This window comes from Burkholderiales bacterium, assembly GCA_036262035.1.
Taxonomy (GTDB): Bacteria; Pseudomonadota; Gammaproteobacteria; order Burkholderiales; family SG8-41; genus JAQGMV01.
Window position 1 is genome coordinate 782769 of record DATAJS010000010.1, and the last position, 18599, is coordinate 801367.

General features: G+C 67.4%; 19 protein-coding genes. 17 read left to right on the forward strand and 2 right to left on the reverse strand.

Features of this window, described 5'->3' with window-relative positions:
• Positions 1-28: 28 nt before the first annotated feature.
• Complete coding sequence (locus VHP37_11660; GenBank protein HEX2826995.1) at positions 29-976, forward strand: tripartite tricarboxylate transporter substrate binding protein; 948 nt, start codon at positions 29-31, stop codon at positions 974-976.
• 20 nt (positions 977-996) lie between these two features.
• Positions 997-1848, forward strand: coding sequence for a phytanoyl-CoA dioxygenase family protein (locus tag VHP37_11665; GenBank protein ID HEX2826996.1), 852 nt, complete (start codon positions 997-999; stop codon positions 1846-1848).
• A 186-nt stretch (positions 1849-2034) separates the two neighbouring features.
• On the opposite strand, the gene VHP37_11670 is transcribed toward VHP37_11665, so the two are convergent.
• Complete coding sequence (locus VHP37_11670; protein HEX2826997.1) at positions 2035-2871, reverse strand: MBL fold metallo-hydrolase; 837 nt, start codon at positions 2869-2871, stop codon at positions 2035-2037.
• Positions 2872-2939: 68 nt separating this feature from the next.
• On the opposite strand from VHP37_11670, the gene VHP37_11675 reads away from it, so the two are divergent.
• The 5 genes from VHP37_11675 to VHP37_11695 all read left to right on the forward strand — a co-directional run bounded on the left by VHP37_11675 (position 2940) and on the right by VHP37_11695 (position 8165).
• On the forward strand, positions 2940-3914 hold the full coding sequence (locus VHP37_11675; GenBank protein HEX2826998.1) for an MBL fold metallo-hydrolase: 975 nt from the start codon (positions 2940-2942) through the stop codon (positions 3912-3914).
• Between the two features lie 147 nt (positions 3915-4061).
• Positions 4062-5120 carry an SMP-30/gluconolactonase/LRE family protein gene (locus VHP37_11680; protein ID HEX2826999.1) on the forward strand — a complete coding sequence of 353 codons (1059 nt, stop codon included), beginning with the start codon at positions 4062-4064 and terminating at the stop codon, positions 5118-5120.
• A gap of 60 nt (positions 5121-5180) precedes the next feature.
• Positions 5181-6179 carry an amidohydrolase family protein gene (locus VHP37_11685; protein HEX2827000.1) on the forward strand — a complete coding sequence of 333 codons (999 nt, stop codon included), beginning with the start codon at positions 5181-5183 and terminating at the stop codon, positions 6177-6179.
• A 22-nt stretch (positions 6180-6201) separates the two neighbouring features.
• A complete protein-coding gene (locus tag VHP37_11690; protein HEX2827001.1) occupies positions 6202-7311 on the forward strand; it encodes a zinc-binding dehydrogenase in 1110 nt (369 codons plus the stop codon).
• The gene (locus VHP37_11695; protein HEX2827002.1) at positions 7308-8165 is read left to right on the forward strand and encodes an alpha/beta hydrolase; all 858 of its coding nucleotides are present in this window, start codon (positions 7308-7310) and stop codon (positions 8163-8165) included. Before VHP37_11690 ends, VHP37_11695 begins: the two co-directional genes overlap by 4 nt.
• 22 nt (positions 8166-8187) lie before the next feature.
• Here the strand turns inward: VHP37_11695 and VHP37_11700 are convergent, their stop codons facing one another.
• A complete protein-coding gene (locus VHP37_11700; GenBank protein HEX2827003.1) occupies positions 8188-9969 on the reverse strand; it encodes an ABC transporter ATP-binding protein in 1782 nt (593 codons plus the stop codon).
• A 58-nt stretch (positions 9970-10027) separates the two neighbouring features.
• Here VHP37_11700 and VHP37_11705 point away from each other — a divergent pair, with 58 nt between their 5' ends.
• From VHP37_11705 to VHP37_11750, 10 genes are all read left to right on the forward strand, one after another.
• A complete protein-coding gene (locus tag VHP37_11705) occupies positions 10028-11068 on the forward strand; it encodes a nucleotidyltransferase family protein (protein HEX2827004.1) in 1041 nt (346 codons plus the stop codon).
• Between the two features lie 141 nt (positions 11069-11209).
• Complete coding sequence (locus VHP37_11710) at positions 11210-11662, forward strand: PqqD family protein (GenBank protein ID HEX2827005.1); 453 nt, start codon at positions 11210-11212, stop codon at positions 11660-11662.
• Between the two features lie 114 nt (positions 11663-11776).
• Entirely contained in the window at positions 11777-12589 is an 813-nt protein-coding gene (locus VHP37_11715) for a DUF455 family protein (protein ID HEX2827006.1), read from the forward strand.
• A gap of 37 nt (positions 12590-12626) precedes the next feature.
• Positions 12627-13631 carry a hypothetical protein gene (locus VHP37_11720; GenBank protein ID HEX2827007.1) on the forward strand — a complete coding sequence of 335 codons (1005 nt, stop codon included), beginning with the start codon at positions 12627-12629 and terminating at the stop codon, positions 13629-13631.
• On the forward strand, positions 13622-14179 hold the full coding sequence (locus tag VHP37_11725; GenBank protein ID HEX2827008.1) for a hypothetical protein: 558 nt from the start codon (positions 13622-13624) through the stop codon (positions 14177-14179). Before VHP37_11720 ends, VHP37_11725 begins: the two co-directional genes overlap by 10 nt.
• 8 nt (positions 14180-14187) lie before the next feature.
• Positions 14188-14901 carry a DUF455 family protein gene (locus VHP37_11730; GenBank protein ID HEX2827009.1) on the forward strand — a complete coding sequence of 238 codons (714 nt, stop codon included), beginning with the start codon at positions 14188-14190 and terminating at the stop codon, positions 14899-14901.
• Complete coding sequence (locus VHP37_11735) at positions 14879-15688, forward strand: DUF455 family protein (protein ID HEX2827010.1); 810 nt, start codon at positions 14879-14881, stop codon at positions 15686-15688. Before VHP37_11730 ends, VHP37_11735 begins: the two co-directional genes overlap by 23 nt.
• On the forward strand, positions 15675-16265 hold the full coding sequence (locus VHP37_11740; GenBank protein HEX2827011.1) for a S24/S26 family peptidase: 591 nt from the start codon (positions 15675-15677) through the stop codon (positions 16263-16265). Before VHP37_11735 ends, VHP37_11740 begins: the two co-directional genes overlap by 14 nt.
• A 13-nt stretch (positions 16266-16278) precedes the next feature.
• Entirely contained in the window at positions 16279-17931 is a 1653-nt protein-coding gene (locus tag VHP37_11745; protein HEX2827012.1) for an asparagine synthase-related protein, read from the forward strand.
• Positions 17928-18593, forward strand: a complete 666-nt coding sequence (locus tag VHP37_11750) for a phytanoyl-CoA dioxygenase family protein (protein ID HEX2827013.1) — start codon at positions 17928-17930, stop codon at positions 18591-18593. The genes VHP37_11745 and VHP37_11750 overlap by 4 nt, the downstream gene beginning before the upstream one ends.
• The last annotated feature ends 6 nt before the right edge of the window (positions 18594-18599 follow it).

The following is an 18599-nucleotide window of genomic DNA, read 5'->3' on the forward strand; positions in this document are numbered from 1 at the left end:
CGGAAAGGGCGGGATAATGCTGGCTCGAATGCTGACGTTCGCGTTGCTGCTCTCGATCGGCGTCGCGCAGGCGGCGGAGAGCGGCTATCCCTCGCGCCCGATCCGATTGATCGTGCCTTTCGTCGCCGGCGGCGGCACCGATCTGCTCGCGCGGCTGCTGACGCCGCGGCTGACCGAAGTGCTTGGGCAGCAGATCGTGGTCGACAACCGCGGCGGCGCAGGCAGCATCGTCGGTACGCAGATGGTCGCGAAGTCGCCGCCCGACGGTTACACGATCGCGGTGTTCGATACCGCGTTCGCGATCAATCCGGGATTCGCCGAGAAGCTTCCGTACGATGCGGAGCGCGACTTCAATTTCGTCGCGATCATCGCGACCTCGCCGACGGTGCTGGTCGCGCAGTCCAGGCTCGGCGTGCGCACGCTCCAGGAGCTGATCGCGGCGGCGAAGGCGAACCCCGGCAAGATCAGGGCCGCCTCCGCCGGCGTCGGATCGTCGAGCCATCTCACCATAGAGATGCTGAATTCGGCCGCGAAGATCCGCCTCATGCACGTGCCTTACAAAGGCGCGGGCGCGGCGATCCAGGACATGCTCGGCGGCCACGCCGATCTCACGTTCGCGGTGGCAGGCTCGGTGATCGCGCAGATCCAGGCGGGCACGATGTACGCGCTCGCGGTGACGAACAAGCCGTCGGTGCTGTTGCCGAATACGCCGACCTTCGCGTCGGCGGGTTTCCCGAGCGTGAATCCGGAGGCGTTCCGCTTCCTGGCCGCGCCGGCCGGTGTTCCCGCGCCCGTGGCGCAGAAGCTCGCGGCGGCGCTCACCACGGTCATGGAGACGCCCGAAGTGAAGACCCGCCTGGTCGACAATGGCTTCGATCCCGAATTCCGGACCGGCAAGGACGCGCGCGAGTTCGTGCTGCGCGAGATCCGGAAGTGGCGTCAGGCGGTCAAGGATTCCGGCGCCAAAGCGAACTGAGCGAACCGAGGAGAGCATCGATGAACGACGTGGCATCGCCGATCGTCGCCGCCTACGAGCGCGACGGTTACTACTTCCCGTACGACGTGACGAGCGAGCGCGAGGCGGCCGCGCTGCTGGCCGATCTCGAAGCGGCCGAGGCCGAGGTCGCCGGCGACAAGGCGCGGCTTTCGGCGCTGCGCAGCTACCCCGCGCAACTGCTGCCGTCGTTCGCCGCGCTCGTACGCCACCCGCGGCTGCTCGATGCCGTCTCGCAGATCATCGGGCCCGACGTGCTCGTGTGGAGCGCGGGCTTCTTCATCAAGGAGCCGAGCTCCAAGAGCTACGTGAGCTGGCATCAGGATCTGAACTACTGGGGGCTCGACGGCGCCGACGAGGTCACCGCGTGGTACACGCTCACACCGGCGACGATCGAGAACGGCTGCATGCGCTTCGTGCCCGGAAGCCACAAGAAGAACGACGTGCCGCACGTCGACTCGTTCGCCAGGGACAACCTGCTCACGCGAGGCCAGGAGATCGCGGTCGAAGTGGATGAAGCGAGCGCCGTGAACGTGCTCCTGCGCGCCGGGCAGACATCGCTCCATCACGGCCACATCTTCCACGCGTCTGGACCGAACACCACGAACCAGCGCCGCGTGGGCATCGCGATCCGCTACGTGGCGCCGTCGATGAAGCAGACTTCCGGCGACAAGCTGCTCGTGTCGCTCGTGAAGGGCAGGGACGATCACGGGCACTTCGAGCACATGCCCGCGCCGGTGGGGCGGCTGCGCGACGAAGACTTCGAGCGCGCGCTGCGCAATACCGAGATGAAGAAGGCGATTCTCTACCGGGGCGTGAAGGCGGAGCTGATCAAGGAGACGCGAAGGGCTTGATCGAAGTGTCGTCATTGCCGCGCAGGCGGGAATCCATTTTCGAAACGTCGAAGTCAAGATGGATTCCCGATCGCTCCGCTATCGCGGGTCGGGAATGACGTTGTGGATGTTCCTCTGCGTCCTAGTAACGCGTTTGACCTTCCTTCGTGTCCTTTGTGTCCTTTGTGGTCAAAACGCCTTTAAACCCTAAGGCGCGACCCACGTCCCGGTGAGATAGTCGTACAGGTTCGCGACGTTGCGCTTCATCACCCCCGGCGCCATGCCGTCCTGGCCGACGTCCATCGGGTAGCGGTCGGTCAGGTCGGTGAGGCGCTCGATCGCGTCGTTCTTGCTCATGCCGCGCGAGATCGCCGCCCCCACGTAGTCCTTCCATTCCTCGATGAACGATGCCTGCTCGTCGAGGTATTCCTTGCCGCACACCGCGCCGTGACCGGGGACGAACACTTCTTCGGGCAGCTTGCGCAGGTTCTCCAGCGCGACCAGCCACAGGTCGGGGTTCGCCTCCTGCAGCCACGTGTGGCACTTGTGGAAGATGTTGTCGCTGGTGAAAGCCACGCCTTCCTGCTTGATGCAGATCGCCGCCTGGTACATCGTGTGTCCGGGCATGTGGATCATCTCGAAGGTGTGGTCGCCGACGTGCAGCTTCATGCCTTCGCGAAACGTGATCACCGGGGCGTTCGGACGATAGTCGTGGAGCAGCGCCGGCTCGTCCGGCCCGAACGTCGCGACGCGCGTGACGTGCTCGGCCATGTCGGTCTCCTGGATGCGGCGCCGCACGCCTTCGTGCGCGATGACCGGCACGTCGAAGAACGCATTGCCGGTCCAGTGATCGCCGTGCGGCTCGGTGTTGATGATGTAGCGCAGGTTCCCGCCGTGCCGCGCGATCTCCGCCTTGAGCTTGAGGGCGTCGCTCGGCTTGTGCGGGCTGTCGATCATGACGATGCCGTCGGACGTCGTGACGAAGCCGTGGTTGCAGCCCCGGATGCCGGTTTCGACGAATACGTTTTTCGTGAGTTGCTGCATGTGCGCTCCTCTCGTTGGCGGACTTCCTCGGGTAAATTATGCGCTCCCGCAGAACAAGGAGAAGATCGATGAACAGACGATGGACGATCTGGCTGGCGGCATTGACCTGTGCCGCCGCGACCGGCGCATTCGCCGCACAGGGGGGCAACGTCAAGGTCACGCCGCTGGGCAGCCACGATGGCGAGTTCTGTCCGCAGGACCGCGCGCTGATCTTCGAGGACCCGAACGGCACGCGCGTGCTGTACGACCCCGGCCGCACCGTCGCCGGCGCGCAGGATCCGAGGCTCGGCGGCAAGATCGACGTCGTGCTCGTCACGCACATGCACGGCGATCACGTCGGCAACGCGCACATCCCCGCGGTCAACACCGGAGAGTGCGGCAAGCCCGATGTCTCGGTCTCGGCGCTGCCGAACACCCTCGCGGTGAGCATCGCCATGGCGCACAAGTCGAAGATCGTCACCGGCAGCGAGATGCCGACCTTCTTCCAGGCGAAGCTGCGCGCGGCGGGCGGCAATCCGGCCGATGCGATCCTCGCGCGCTTCGGCGGCAGCGTGACGGTCGGCGGCGTGCGCATCGCGACGGTCACCGCGATGCACAGCAACGGCGTCGATCCTTCGTATATCGGCGGCGAGCTCGGCAAGCTCATGTCCGCGGCCGGCATCTTCGGCTACGCGGGCGACGCGACCGGCTACGTGCTGACGTTCAGCAACGGTCTCGTCGCGTACCTGTCCGGCGACACCGGCATCACGTCGGACCAGGAGCGCGTAGTGCGCGGACAGTACGGCGCCAGGCTCGCGGTGATGAACATCGGCGACGGTTTTACCACCGGTCCGCGCGAAGCGGCTTACGTCATCAACGACCTGGTCAAGCCCAACTCGGTGATCGCCTCGCACGCGAACGAGGTCGGCACCAAGGGCGGCAAGCCGGTTCCCGGCTCCAAGACCGAGACGTTCATCAAATTGGTGAAGGTGCCGGTGCACGTGCCGCTGAGCGGCAAGACGATGGAGTTCGACCCGGCGGGCAAGTGCGTGGGCGGATGTTGATCTGAATTAGCGCACGCAAACGGTGCAAGAGCCGGGGCTTCGGCCCCGGTTTTTTTATGCCGTTTGGGTACCGCGGCGGTTCTCTGCCACACTGGTTTTACGGGACACGAAGAACATCCTCACGTCCCATTCCAAGGGGGATCCGCCATGAACGCGAAGACGCTGTTCGGCCTCGCGGCCGCATTGCTTTCTTTCAGCTTTATCCCGGTTTCCGCCGCCGCCCAGGCGCTCGGCGATTCGAAGGTCGTCGCAATCGTTCCGTCGCCAGGCTTTCCGGAAGGCATCGCGGCGAAGGCCAATCGCTTCTACGTCTCGGGGCCGGCGCAGTTCGGCCTGCCGCTCGGCTCGGCCGAGATCAACGCTTACGATCGGAACAGCGGCGTGCTGCTCGAGACGTTCGCGATCACGTTTACGAACCCGTTCGTGGGCTTCAGCGCCGCTTCGTGCATCGCGTTCGGTCCCGGAGGCAAGCTGTACGTGATCGAGCCGTTCGTCGGCGTGATCAGCATGAGCCTCAACAAGAACAACGATCAGTCGGTGTACTCCGCGTTCACGCCGACCGGTCCGTCGCTGCTCAATGATCTCGCGTTCGACAATCCGGGCAACCTCTACGTGACCGATTCGTTCGCGGCCGCGATCTATCGGATACCGAAGGGCGGCGGCGCGCCGGTGTTGTGGTTCACCGATCCGCGTCTCGCGGGCGACCCGGGCCTGCCGTTCGGCGTGAACGGCATCCGCCTCGACAAGACGGGCAAGCATCTCTACGTGTCGGTCACCGCGGAGAACGGCACGCTCGACGGCGTCATCTACCGGCTGCCGGTGAAGAACGCGCCCGTCGCCGCGGACCTCGAAGAGTTCCATCGCTACCCGTCCACGTTCGGTCCGGTGGGGCCGGACGGCATCGCGTTCGGCAAATCGGGCAAGCTCTACGTCGCGCTCGCGGGCTCGAGCCAGATCTCGGTGCTGCGTCCGAACGGAACCGAGGAAGCGCGCTACTCGGGGCCGGCCTCCAACCCCGGCGGATCGCCGAATCCGATGCCGTGGACCAATCCCGCCAACATCGCGTTCGACGACCATCACGAGTCGCTGCTCGTCACCAACCACGCGAGCCTCGTGCCGTTCGATCCGAATTTGTTCGTCGTGTTCGACGTCTTCGTCGACGACAAGGGCCAAAATCCGGGTCAGAGTCACATTTCGGATTATTAATCTGACTCTGACCCGGATTTCTCCTCCGGTAATATCGGGCGACAAGGAGGAGCTGCATTCATGCGAACGATAGACATCCACGCCCACATGTTTCCGCGCGCGTTGTGGAACGCGGTGGACGCGAAGAAAGACTGGTACGGCTACTGCCACGCGCCCGGCCCCGGCATGGGCTTCGTCGAGGCGCGCGGCAAGAAGACCACGCTGCCGACGCCCAAGATGCGCTACACGCCCGAGGAGCGCATCAAGGACATGGACGCGCAGGGCACCGACGTGCAGGTGCTCTCGATCCACGTGCCGTTCGCAGGCTACGACCTGCCCGCCGACCAGGGACGCGCGCTCGCGCGCGAGGTGAACGACGAGATCGCGGGTACGGTGCGCGAGTTTCCGAAACGCTTTTCCGGGCTCGCCACGCTGCCGATGCAGGACGTCACCTCCGCGATCGACGAGCTCGAGCGCGCGGTGACCAGGCTCGGCCTCAAAGGCGCCGAGCTCGACACCAACGTCAACGGCGAGCAGTGGGACGAGGCGAAGTACCGTCCGTTCTTCAAGGCCGCCGAGCAGATGGGCGCGGTGCTCTTCTATCATCCGCAGCCTCAGAACAACTTCCTGCGCGACCGCGTGCCGCGCTATCGCCTCTTCAACAGCCTCGGCGTCATCCTCGACGACGCGATCGTCGCCGCGGTGCTGATCTGCGGCGGCGTGCTGCAGGACTGTCCCGATCTCAAGGTCTGCATCGCCCACGGCGGCGGCCCGCTGTGCTACGCGATGGGCCGCATGGACCGCGAGTGGGAGAGGACGCCGCCCGACCAGCGCTCGACGCCGAAGAAGCCGAGCGAATACCAGCGCCAGCTCTATTACGACACCGTTACCGGCAACGAAGAAGCGCTGCGTTTCCTGCTCGACCGCGTCGGCGCCGACCGCGTCGTGCTCGGCAGCGACTGGCCTTTCGTGCACTTCGAGCCGGGTCCCGCCGGCTGGGTGCAGGCCATGAAATCGGTCTCGCAGGAGGAGAAAGAAAAGATCCTGTCGAAGAACCTCGAGACGCTGCTGGGGTTGTAACCCTCGTACGAAAGGAAGCGACATGCCGAGAGAAACCGGTAGGGCAATGGTGTGGACCGCGATCGACACGCCGCTCGAGCCGCGCGAGTACGCGCTTCCCGAGGTCGAGGACGATGCGATGCTCGTCAGGATCACCATGGCGTGCATCTGCGGCTCCGACCTGCACTCGTACAAAGGCGAATACGTCGGGCGCCTGAAGCCGAGCAAGGAGCGGCCGCTCATCATGGGCCACGAAATGACCGGCCGCATCTACAAGATGGGACGCAACGTCAGCACCGACTACCTCGGGCGGCCGCTGAAAGAAGGCGACCGCGTCATCTACGGCTATTTCAACCCGTGCGGCAAATGCGAGGCGTGCGTCACCGGCACCGCGTCGTGCCCGCACAAGCATCGCTTCAGGAAGACGAGCGAGGAGTTCCCGCACTTTCGCGGCGCCTACGCCGAGTACTATTACCTGAAAGGCGACCAGTGGGTGTTCAAGGTGCCCGACGAGCTGCCGGACGAGAGCGTCGCGCCGGTGAACTGTGCGCTGTCCACGGTCACCTACGGCATGCACCAGGTGCGCATCCCGCTCGAAGGCACCGTGGTCGTGCAGGGCGCCGGCGGTCTGGGCATCAGCACGACCGCCATCGCGCGCGAGATGGGCGCGGCGCGCGTGATCGTCGTCGACAAGGTGACGGACCGCTTGAAACTGAGCAAAGCGTTCGGCGCCGATCACACGATCGACATGAACGACTATCCCACGGCGGATGCACGCGCCCAGCGCGTGCGCGAGCTCACCGGCGGTAAAGGCGCCGACCTCGCGGTCGAAGTCACCGGCCGCCCCGAGTCCGTCATGGAAGGTCTGCACATGCTGGCGCCCGCGGGGACTTACCTGTCGATGGGCCTCGTCACCGGCGGATTGTTCTCGCAGATCGACATGGAGCCGGTCGTGCACAAGGGGCTCAGCATCGTCGGCTCGGCGAATTACAAGCCGTGGGTCATGCCCAAGGTGCTCGAGTTTCTCGTGAGGACGCGTGAGAAATATCCGTTCGATCGGCTCGTGTCGCACAAATTCAGGCTCGAAGACGTGAACGCGGGCATCCAGCAATCGCTGCAAGGCAGGGTCGTGCGGGCGGGACTCGTCCCATGAGACGCGGATACGCAGACACACCCGAAGGCCAGCTCCACTACTACGAAGAGGGCGCGGGCGAGCCGCTCCTGCTGCTGCACGCGACGGGCTCGTCGCGCAGCCTGCTCAAGCTCATGTCCTTCCTGAGCGCGCACTATCGCGTGATCGCGATCGACAGCCTGGGCGAGGGCGAGTCCGATCCGCTGCCGCCGGGCGCGCAGATCCCCGACCTCGCGCGCAGCTACGTGCATTTCATGGATGCGCTGGGGATCGAGAAGGCGCACCTGTTCGGCCTGCACACCGGCAACAAGGTCGGCACCGAGCTCGGCGCCGAATGGCCGTCGCGCCTCGGCGGTTTGATCCTGTGCGGTCAGACCCACAGCATCCAGGCCGAGCACCACGACCAGCTTTCGGTGATGGGGGCGAGGGATCGTCCGATGCTGAAGCGGTTCGAGCCCGCCGCCGACGGCAGCGACCGGATCAGGGAATGGGCGACGCAGTTCAACTACATCAGCAGCCTGTGGTGGGGCACCGACGCGAACGCCCAGGCGGGCTACACGCCCGAAATCCTTCAGAGCCGGAAAGAGCAGGTCATCGACGTCCTGCAACTGCGCGGCATGCCCGAGAAATACCGGGCGATCTTCGCCTACGACCTCGGCGGCCGCATGCGTGACATCAAGGTGAAGAAGACGCTGGTCATCGAGCTGCGGATTCCGGCGGAAAAACATCTCGCGCCCCAGGGGCCGCGGATCCTCGAGCGCATTCCCAACGCCGAGCTCGTCACGATCGAGCACGACGGCAACGGCCGCGCCTACGAGGCGAAAGCCGCGGAGATTGCCGCGGCGATACTGCGCTACCTCGGGTCTATTCGCTGAGACGAGCTTCGGTCGCTTTGCCTCACGCCAGTTGCAGCTCCGCCAGCGCGGGCGTGGCGAGACCGCGCACTTCTTCCCACGATCCGCTGCCGACGAGGCGACCGCGATCGAGCAGGAGCAGGTGATCCGCGGCTTCGACGGTCGCCGCGCGATGGGCGATCACGATCACGGTCAGGTGCTCGGAGTTGCAGCGCAGCGGCTCGAGCACCTTGCGCTCGTTCTCCGCGTCCAGCGCGCTGGTCGCTTCGTCGAGCAGCAGCAGCGGCGCGTCGCGCAACAGGGCGCGCGCGATCGCTATGCGCTGACGCTCGCCGCCCGAGAGCTTGGCGCCCCGCTCGCCGATCGACGTCTCGAGCCCGTGCGGAAGCGCGCGCACGACCTCCGCGACCGCCGCGCGCTCGAGCACGTTCCACAGCGCGGCGTCGTCGGCCTCCGGTCGCGCGAGGAGCAGGTTGGCGCGCACGCTGTCGTTCAGCAGGCCGGCGTCCTGCGGAACGTAGCCGACGGTGTTGCGCCATGCCGGGATGCGGGCTGCTTCCAGGGGAACGCCGTCGATAGTGACAGTGCCGGATTCCGGCGTCAGCAGGCCGAGCAGGACGTCCGACAGGGTCGACTTGCCTGCACCGGAAGGGCCGACGATCGCCGTGGTGCGTCCGGCCGGAATGACCGCGCTGACGTCGCGCAGCGCCGGAGCCTGCACGCCGCCATGACGTACGCTCACCCGCTCGAGCCGGATCTCGCGGCGTAACGCAGGCGCCGGCTGTGCGTCCGGCGCCGGCTCGGGCACTGCGCCGGCGCGCATGAGCAGGGTCTCCACGGCGCGGTAGGCCGGCAGGATGTTGAGAAACCTCCACCACCGGTCTTGCAGGCGCAGGCCCGCCATCGCGAGCCGCCCGAGCGCGAGCACGAACACGATCGCCGCGGCGACACTCATGTCGAAGGTGCGTACCGCGACCGCCAGACCGACTGCGGCCGCGATCGCGCCCCCTGCACGCACCAGCGCGCGGCCCGTCGCGACCGAGCGCGTGAGTCCCATCTGCGCATCGGCGAAAGCGCTCAGCTTCTCGGCGAACTCGCGCGTGCGCCTGCGTTCGGCGCCGAAGCTCTTGATCACGCGCAGCGCGGCCAGATCGTCGAAGAGCCGCGCTTGCAGCGCCTTGACCGAGCGTCCGAACGCCTCGCCGAGCTCGAGGTTTCTGCGATCGAGCGACCGCGACGCCACCGCGAAAATCGTCGCGACGGCCGCTGCGACCACCGCGAGAGGCGGCGAGAGCGACACCGCCACGGCAAACAGCACCGACGCCGTGAGCGCCGCGGTGATCATCTGGATGAACAGGTCGAGCGCGATCCCCGCCCGCGTGACTTCGTCCATGACGACGTGCATGACGTCGGACGATCGAAGCTCCTGGAAAGCCGGCCAGCGCATGCGCAGGACGGCGTCGTGCAATTGCCGCCGCAGCGTGTCGCAGTATTCCATGCGCAGCCGGACAGCCATGATCTCGTTGACCCTGATCACCGCGCCCCCGAGGAGGATCAGCGCGATGAACATCGCCAGGGCGGTCTCGAGTGTCGCGTAAGGGCCCAGCAGAGCCGCGAGCCATGCGCCGTCTTCACCGCCCGTAAGGCCGACCGCACGCAGCAGCGGAACCAGCAGGAACAATCCTGCGCCCTCGGCGACCGCCGCCAGCAGCGAGAGCAGCAGCAGCGTGGCGAGGCGCGCCCGGCGGCCTTCGCCGGCGTGCGCCAGCATCTTGCGAATCTGCACGGCGATCGCCGTGGCGCTCCTGGCCACTTGCTCGGTCACGGATCCCGCCTCATGAGGCTCGATGTCGCAAGGATTGCGGACTACATTATGTCCCACCATGAGGCCGCTCCTTCCGCCCGATTTCTGGCCGACGGTCTGTCGGCTCGTCACGGATCGCCCGTGGCCGCCCGAGACGCCGGCGGAGGCCGCGGCGTTCGTGGAGCAGTGCGCCTGGCACGGCGTCCTGTCGCTGCTCTTCCGCGAAAGCGAGCTGACGCCCGTGCTCGAAGCCGCGCGCGATGCCCAGGTCATACGCGAGCGCATCGCCGCCGCACGCGTGCGCGCGTTCCACGACACTCTCGAGCGATTGTGCGACCTGCTCGCGGACGAGCCGTTCGTCGTGCTCAAGGGCGTCGATTTCATGCATCGGCTCTATCCCGAGCCGCACCTGCGTCCGCTCAGGGACATCGACATCCTGGTGCCTCGTTCGCGGTTCCAGACGGTAGGCCGTCTGCTCGAGGACGGCCGGTTCGCCCGGCTCGATAACCAGCACGGCGCCGAGCTCAGCCCCGACCATCACGAACGAGCGTTTTCCGCGGGCGCGGTGACCGTGGACGTTCATCAGGCCTTCATCCAGGAGTCGCGCCATCGCATCGACTATGCGGCAGTATGGGGGCGCCGCCAGACGGTACAGGTGCAGGGCCGCGTGCTTTCCCGCCTTTCGGACGTCGATGCGCTGGCTTACCACGCGCTGTCCATGGCGATCGATCAATTCCAGGCACGGCTCTTCCGCTACGTCGATCTATGGCTGCTGGTCGGGCAGCACGAAGGCGTCGTTCTCGAGGCGGCCGAGCGCGCCCGGGAGTGGAAGTCGGCTCGCGCGCTCTACGGCGCTCTCAGCCTCGCGTGCCGGGTGTTCGCCGGATTTCGAACCCCCGAAGTCGAGACGGCGATGGCGCGGGTGCTGGGGCCGGGCAGCCGGCGGTTCGTGGACCGGTGGGTGCTTCCCACCGACGCGGAGCTCCGCTATGTGGGCGCGGCGCCGTCACGGCCGCTGCAGCTCTGGCGCAAAGCCTGTCTGCTCGATAGCTGGGCGCGCCGCATCAGCTTCCCGCTCCACCACGCGATCGCCGCGATTCGCAGCGGCGCTCAGCGCTAGGCTGGCGTCATAAAACGTAGGGGCGTATCCTACGATTACCTTGGGTAATCCTCGGCCATTGGGCTCTGGTCCAATAGGCTGTCCCGGGGAGGCCTCGATAGATTTTTCTGATGGCGCGTTTCCAACAGGGGAGAAGCGAAAATGACCGTCAAGACCTATGTGGCTACTGCAGGACTGGAAGCGGCACCCATCCAGGACGGCGCTGTGCTCTACAACCTGAAAACCAGCAAGTTCATCATGCTGAACAAGTCCGCCGCCGCGCTGTGGACGGAGCTTGCGACACAGCAAACCCATGAGCAACTCGCCGCGGTTCTCCAGCGCGCATTCACCGGCGTTACGCCGGCTCAAGCCGAACGCGCCGCAGCGCAAGCCGTGGAAGACATGCAGGCGCTCGAGATCGTGAGCGTTTCCGGCGCTGCCGGCGAGAAGCCGGCTGCCGCGCCAAAAGCCCCCGAGAGCGCGCCGGCTGCGTACGAGGCGCCTTCGGCGAAGGTGCTGGACGAGGAAGAGCTCCTCAAGGTCTTCCAGATGACCGCCGCCGAAATCAGCGTGGCGTCATGCTGGTGGGGCGCTTGCACCGCGGGCTGCCCGTAGAGCATCACCGCTTTTCCAGGGCTTCACCGTAGTGCTCGGCCGCAACGTCCCCGAAGGCTGAAGCTTCGGGGACGGCTTGCGCCGGTTCCCGTGTAACGGCAGACAAACGCCATCATGATCGCGTTCGATACCAAGGTCGTACAGGGAGTCACGCTGCGCGCGGACCCCGCCCGCGAGCCGTGCTTCAACGTGGTTCACAACGCGGCCGAGCTCGCCGACTATGCCGACATGTGCGAAGCCGCCCGACGCCAGCGGCTTCACAAGCACATGCACAACGAAATGCAGAGCCTCGAGATGGCAGCCCAGTCGCTGGCCGATTTTCCGGACGCGCCCTGGGACCTGCGGATGAGCCTCGCACGACAGTGCTGGGACGAATCGCGGCACACCCGCATGCTGTACAGGAGATTGCTCGAGATCGGCGGGCGCAAGGGCGAGTTCCCGGTGATGAATTACGAATGGAGCATCACCTGCATGGTGGACTCCGTTTGGGCGCGGCTCGCGATCCAGAACCGGACGTTCGAAGGCGGCGAGATCGACCTGCTGCGGCAGGTCTCCAGGATGTGGCGCGAAGCAGGCGACGCCGTCACGGCCGACCTGATCGACGGCATACTCGTCGACGAGATCCAGCACGTGCGATACGCCAATGCGTGGTTCAAGCGTATGGCGAAGGAAGACCCGACCGTGCTCCTCAAGCTCGCGTCGGCGATCGCCTTCGTGCGACGGGTTACGCAGGCGTTCGAACCTGAGCCCGGCACGGTCAACGCCGTCGGCGTCAATCTCACCGGCTTCGAGCACCTCGAGGTCCTGGCGAACGTCGACGATCGGCGCCTCGCAGGTTTCACCGAGGTCGAGATCGCCGAGATCCTGCGCCAGGAAGAAGCTCTGCGGCCGCCCGCCGCGGCGTCGGCCGCGGCAGCGACGTCCTGAGCTTCCGGCCATGACGGTCGCCGCCGGAGACCGGCCGATGGCAGCGCAGGCCGCTCGAGGGCAGCGGCCACCGCACCGCGCCGCCTTCCGGATCGGCGACGCGGGTATCGAGATCGCCTCGGACGTTCCGGAGTTGCTCGACGACTTCGAATCGCGCTACGGCGATTGTGCGGTCGAAGCCGCCGGCGACGAAGCGGACATCCGCTGCACCGCTACGTTCCGGCCGCCCGGAGCCGCGATACGGCTCGCCTTCGACGGCCCGCGCGTGCCGGCCACATTCGATGCCGTCCTGACGCCGTTCCGGATGCTGCGACACCTCGAAGGTGACGTCGGGCGCATCCTCACGTTCGAGGACGATCGTACGCTGCTCATCGATCGCGAGGCGGCGCCTCCCGATTTCGTGACCGACTGCGTCATGGCGCTCGTGCAAAGCGTTCAGCGGGGCGTGTTGTTCCTGCACGCGGCTTCGGTCGGCATAGCCGGCTCCGGCGTGCTGCTCATCGGCGCAAGCTCCGCGGGTAAATCGACGACTTCGCTTGGCCTGGCTGCGCGCGGTCACGCATTTCTCGGCGACGACGTCGCGGCCATTCGTCTCGCGAGCCGCGAGCTCCTGCCGTTGCCGAAGGCGGCGCGACTGCGCGACGGTCCGTTCGCGCGATCGCTCGAGCCGCGTTTGCGCACCTGCCGCCATCTCCGGGTCGGCGGTCCCGACGGCACCTCGCGCACGCTCGTTCGCGTCGGCGATCTGTTTCCGGGGTCGGTGGGCGGCCCGCTGCCGCTGCGTTACGCCTTCCTGTTCGAGCGCTTCGCGGCGCGTGCCGCGATCGAGCCGATTCGCCCGCAGCTCGCCGACCTCACACGCATGAAGTCGGTGGTGAGTGAAACGATTCCGTCCTGGGGGCTGTCGCCGGGGCGCGATCTCATGAAGTTCCTGTCGATCACGCGCCTGCTGTCGGCGCTGAAGTGCTACCGTGTGGAGCTCGGCTCCACCGATGAGACGTCAGCGCTCATCGAAAACATCGTGGGGGGCGTATGCAACTGAGCGTCAAAGCGCGCGGCGATCACGTCGCGACCTTCCGCTGGATCGAGGTCCGGTTCATGGAGATGCTGGCGGGCTGGGTCCCGACGACTCCGGAGACCGAGGTGAAGCTGGTGTTCGGCACCCATATCTGGGATACCGCCCAGCACGCCGACAGTCTCGGCAAGCGGACGCACGAGCTGCGCCTGCCGCTCCAGCACAGCCTGTCGCCGACCGAAGGCTACGTGCGGTTGCTCGCCGATCTCGCCGCCACCACCGATACGACCAAGCGCATCGCGGGCTTCTACGATTGCGCGCTTCCCGGTCTCGAGCGGCGGCTGCGCGATTACATGACCCGTGTCGACCCGCTGCTCGACGCGCCGACGCTGCGCATCGTCGAGCGCATCCTCGCCGACATCGAGCGCATGGCCGGCGAGAGCCGGACGCTGCGCGACGAGCTGCCGGCGGTGCGCCTTGCCGACCGCGCGTGGCTCGACGAGCTGCGCCTGCGCGAGCTCGCGCTCGGCGATATCGTCGCGCCGCCGGCGCGGCAAGAAGCGACGGCCGCCTGAGGGATCGCGTGGACACGAGCGCCATCGGTTTCATCGAAGTGCGCGGCGGCGTCAGGCTCCGCGCGAGCCCGGCGCGCGAGCCGTGTTTCCGCGTGGTCATCGATCAGGCCGACATGGCGAAGTTTCCGGAAGGATCCGCCGGCCATCGCCGCGAGATGCTGCACGGGGACGTGAACGAGGAGATCCAGAGCCTCGAGATCGCCGCGCAGTCGCTCGTCGATTTTCCCGACGCGTCGTGGGAGATCCGGCTCGAGCTCGCGCGCCAGTGCTGGGACGAGACGCGCCACGCGCGTCTTTTCCTGCGGCGCCTGGCCGAGCTCGGCGGCTACAAGGGCGAGTTCCCCATCATCAATCAGGAATGGGGTGTCGTGTGCATGTTCGACAGCCTCGCCGGCAGGCTCGCGGTCCAGAACCATCTCTTCGAGGGCGGCTCGCTCGACGTGTTCAGGGAATCGGTGATCGTGTGGGCGGAGTGGGGCGATCCTGATACCGCCGCGATCATGGACGCGGTCGTCGCCGACGAGATCCAGCACGTGCGCTTCGCGAACGAATGGCTGGAGAACCTCAAGACGCGCGATCCGCGCGCGCTGCTGAAGGCGATCGCCGCGATGAGCGCGGTGAAGGCGTGGACCGTGGCGCTCACGCCGCCCGGCATGAAGATGGAGCACGAGATTCCGGTCAACACCGATGACCGCCGCCATGCCGGATTCGCCCTCGACTGACGCCGCGCCAGCCGGCGCGCACGACACCGGGTCCGTGCTCGACCCGCAATTGTTCGCGGAAGGCCCCGCGCGCGACGCGCGCTACGTCGTGAAGGAGCGCTGGCGCGACTGCGTCAACCTGCCCGCGGACGATCCTCTGCACCAGGTCGAGTTCACGCATCGCCAGATGAACGAGGAAGTGAACGGTCTCGAATGCTCCGCCCGCTGCATCAGCGATTTTCCCGATACGCCGTGGGAGCTGCGCATGTGGCTGGCGCGGCAGTGCGCCGACGAAGCGCGCCATACGCGCATGTTCCGCCGCCTGCTCGAGCACCTGGGCGGCCGCGTCGGTCAGTTCCCGGTGCTCAACTTCCAGTACCGCATCATCAACAAGGCCGACACGCTGCTCGGCCGGCTCACCATACAGAACCGCACGTTCGAGGCCGGCGGCCTCGACGCGGTTGCATGGGTCGCGCAGCAGGCGCAGGCGGCGGGCGACACCGAGCTCGCCGATTTCTTCGATTCGCAGCTCGCCGACGAGATCATCCACGTGCGCTTCGCGAACGAGTGGCTGCGCCGCATGATCAAGGACAATCCGCGCGAGCTGCTGCGCATGGGGGCGACCATGAAGATCGCCGCGCAGGCGTTCGGGCAGGTCATGGGCAGGGAAGCGACCGAGGGCATTTCCTATCCCACCGATCGCAGCGGCCGCCTCGAAGCGGGCTTCACCGACGACGAGGTCGCGCTCGCCGTCGAGCTCGCCCAGCGCGCGGCGCACAAGGAGCGGCGCGGCAATGGCGAGTCGTGACCTCGCCCACGCGGTAGGCGCGCTGCTGCGCGCCGACGCTGCGCGCATACACGCGGTCGCCTCCCGGTTCGAGCCCGCGGAGCGTTTTCTCGAATCCACCGTCACCGGCGCCAGCATGGGAGCCACGCTGCCCCCGGGGTCCCGCATCCGCATCGAGCCGAAACGCCACGGCGTCTACGAACCAGGCGAAATAATCGCCTACCTCCTGCGGGGCGAGGTCATCGTCCATCGCGTCATACACCGCGGGCGCTTCGGCGCCGCGGCCGGCTATCTGCTCGCGCGAGGCGATGCGACGGTGGTCGCGGACCCGCCGGTCGTGCTGGCGAACGTGCTGGGTCCGGTGCGGGCGGTGCTGCGCGACGGCGCGTGGGTGGCGCCCGCGGCCGCGCGGCGCCGCTCGCTGCATGCGAGGCTCGTGTCCGCGCTCGTGCTCGCGGTGGCGCGCGTCGGGTTGGCTCTCAGCCCGCGCTGGACCGAACTCCTGCTGACGCTGTTGTATCGAGCGCAGCGCGCTGCGCACGCCGTCCTGGTGCGGCGCGTGCGGTTGCGCCAGGTCGCGCCGCCGCCCACCTCCTGACTGCGGCAACGGCATGCGCGGCGGCTTCGTAGCGTGTCTGGGGGCCGAATCCGGCGTGCTGGAGCGCGTCGCCGAGCACGTGCGCTGGCACCGCGGAAGCGCGGTCCGATATCAGTCGCGGGGACTCGAGATCGCCGCATTTGTCGCGCCTGACGACGGACCGGCGGTCGAGTCGGACAGCGCTTCGATCAGGCTCGTGCACGGCGGCCTGCCTGTACCGCTGCGCGAGCTGTGCGACGCCGACGGGCGTTACGCCGCGATCGAGTGGGACGGCCACACGCTGCGCGCGATGCGCGATCCCCTGGGCCTCGCGCCCTTGTTCTATCGCATCGTCGAGGGCGCCGTGTGGCTCGCAACCGAAATCGCGCCGCTCGTCGCGCTGGCCCGGCCGCAACCGGACCTCGAGGCGCTGAGCGCCCGGGCGGGCTTCATTCCGATCGACGCCGGCACCGGCTGGGCCGGGATTCACCGCGTCGTGCCCGGATCGACGCTCGAGATCACGTTTCCCGGCCTCGTGATGCGCACCAGCCGGTTCTGGTCGCCGCAACGTCTCGTCGGCACGTATCGCGGGAACCGGCACGAAGCGCTCGGCGAGCTTCGCTTGCGATTCGCCGATGCGGTCAAACGCTGCTGCGCGCCGGACGGCGCGCTGCTCTTCAGCGGAGGCGTGGACTCTGCGGCGATCGCGGTGACCGCGCGCGCGATTGCCGGGCGGGCGCCCCATCTCGTGCACGTGCATTTCGACGGTCTCGCGCAAAGCCACGAACAGCATTACGCGGCCGCGGTCGGAAACAGCATCGGAGCGCCGATCGACATGGCGCGCGGCGAGACGGCGCCGTGGGACGTCGACGCCGAGCTCGGGTTCTACGGCATCCCGTACAACCGGCTTCCGTACGGCCTGTTCGAGCCGGCGCTGGATCGTGTCTCCGAGCGCGGGATCACCGCGGCCGTGGACGGCCACGATGGCGACGGCGTGCTCGGCCCGCGAGGCGGGGAGTGGGGCGACATGGTGCTGCACGGCGAAGTCCGCCGGTTGGCCGCTTACTGTCGTCGCGTCGGTGCGCGGCGCGCGCTCCGGGCGCTCGCGGGCGAGCTCGTCCCGCCCGCGTGTCGGCCGCGCCGTTACCGGCGGCAGACCTACATGCAATCGGTGGCGCGGTACTTCTGCGGAGAGCTCCAGGCGCGGATCGTGAGCGAGGATATGGAGCGCTGGCGATGGCCCGCCCATCGCTGGAAAGTGCGGCAGCTCCGGCCGCTGCTGCCGCGCGCGCTGATCGGCTTCGAGCAGAAGGAGATCGAGGCGGCGAGCCGCGGCATCGACCTGCGCCACCCGTTCGCCGACCGCCGGCTCGTGGAGTTTCTGATCTCGCTGCCGTGCGCGATCAAGAGCGACCCGTATCACATCAAGCACCTGCTCGTGGACGCGCTCGGCGACGCTTTGCCGCAGGCGCTGCGCGATCGTCCGAAGAGCGACTACATGGGCATCGTCGCGCGTCGCGTCGATCGCGCGCGATGCGTCGAGACGATCCGCACCTCGAACGTGCGGCTGCCGCATGTCGATTACGCGCGGCTGCTCGCCGACGGCGATGCGCAGCCCGACCGGATCCCGCTCATCCTGCTCGTCAACCTGACGCGCGTCCACGCATTCGCGCGCGTGGCGTCATGAACGCATGCTTCGAGGCGGACGGCTACGCCGGTCCGTTCGTCCTCGGCACGCCGGCGCAGATGAACTTCGTGGCGCTGCAGCTCACGCGCACGGTGTTCGGCGTGAGCGGACCCGATCCGGCCGATCCGTACGTCAATCGTCACCTCGATTCGCCGCTGGTCGCCCAGCTCTGCACGCATCCGGCGATTCTCGGGCAGGTCGCGCCGATACTCGGGGCCGACCTCGTCGTCTGGAGATCGCTCTTCTTCTCCAAAGGCGCCGCCGCCAGGGACGTGCTGTGGCATCAGGACAGCCACTTCTGGCGGCTGGATCCGCCGCTGACCCTGACCGCGTGGGTCGCCATCGATCGCGCACACGACTGCTGTCTCGAAGTCATCCCCGGCTCGCACCGTTCGGACCTGGAGCACGTTCCCGCGCCGTCCGGCTCGCAGTTCCCGCGCCTCGCCCGAGTGAGCGCATCCGAGCTCGCGCGGGCGCGCGAGCTCCCGGTGGACGAGGGCATGTTCGTCCTGTTCGACCAGCGACTGGCGCATCGGTCGAAGTCCGGTGGGCGAAGCCGGCGCCTCGCGCTGTCGATACGAATCGCGCCGGCGCACGTGAGGATCGATCCGGCGCTGCTGCCCGCGGACGGCCGCGTCCTGGCCATCCGACGGGGAAGTTGAGGACAT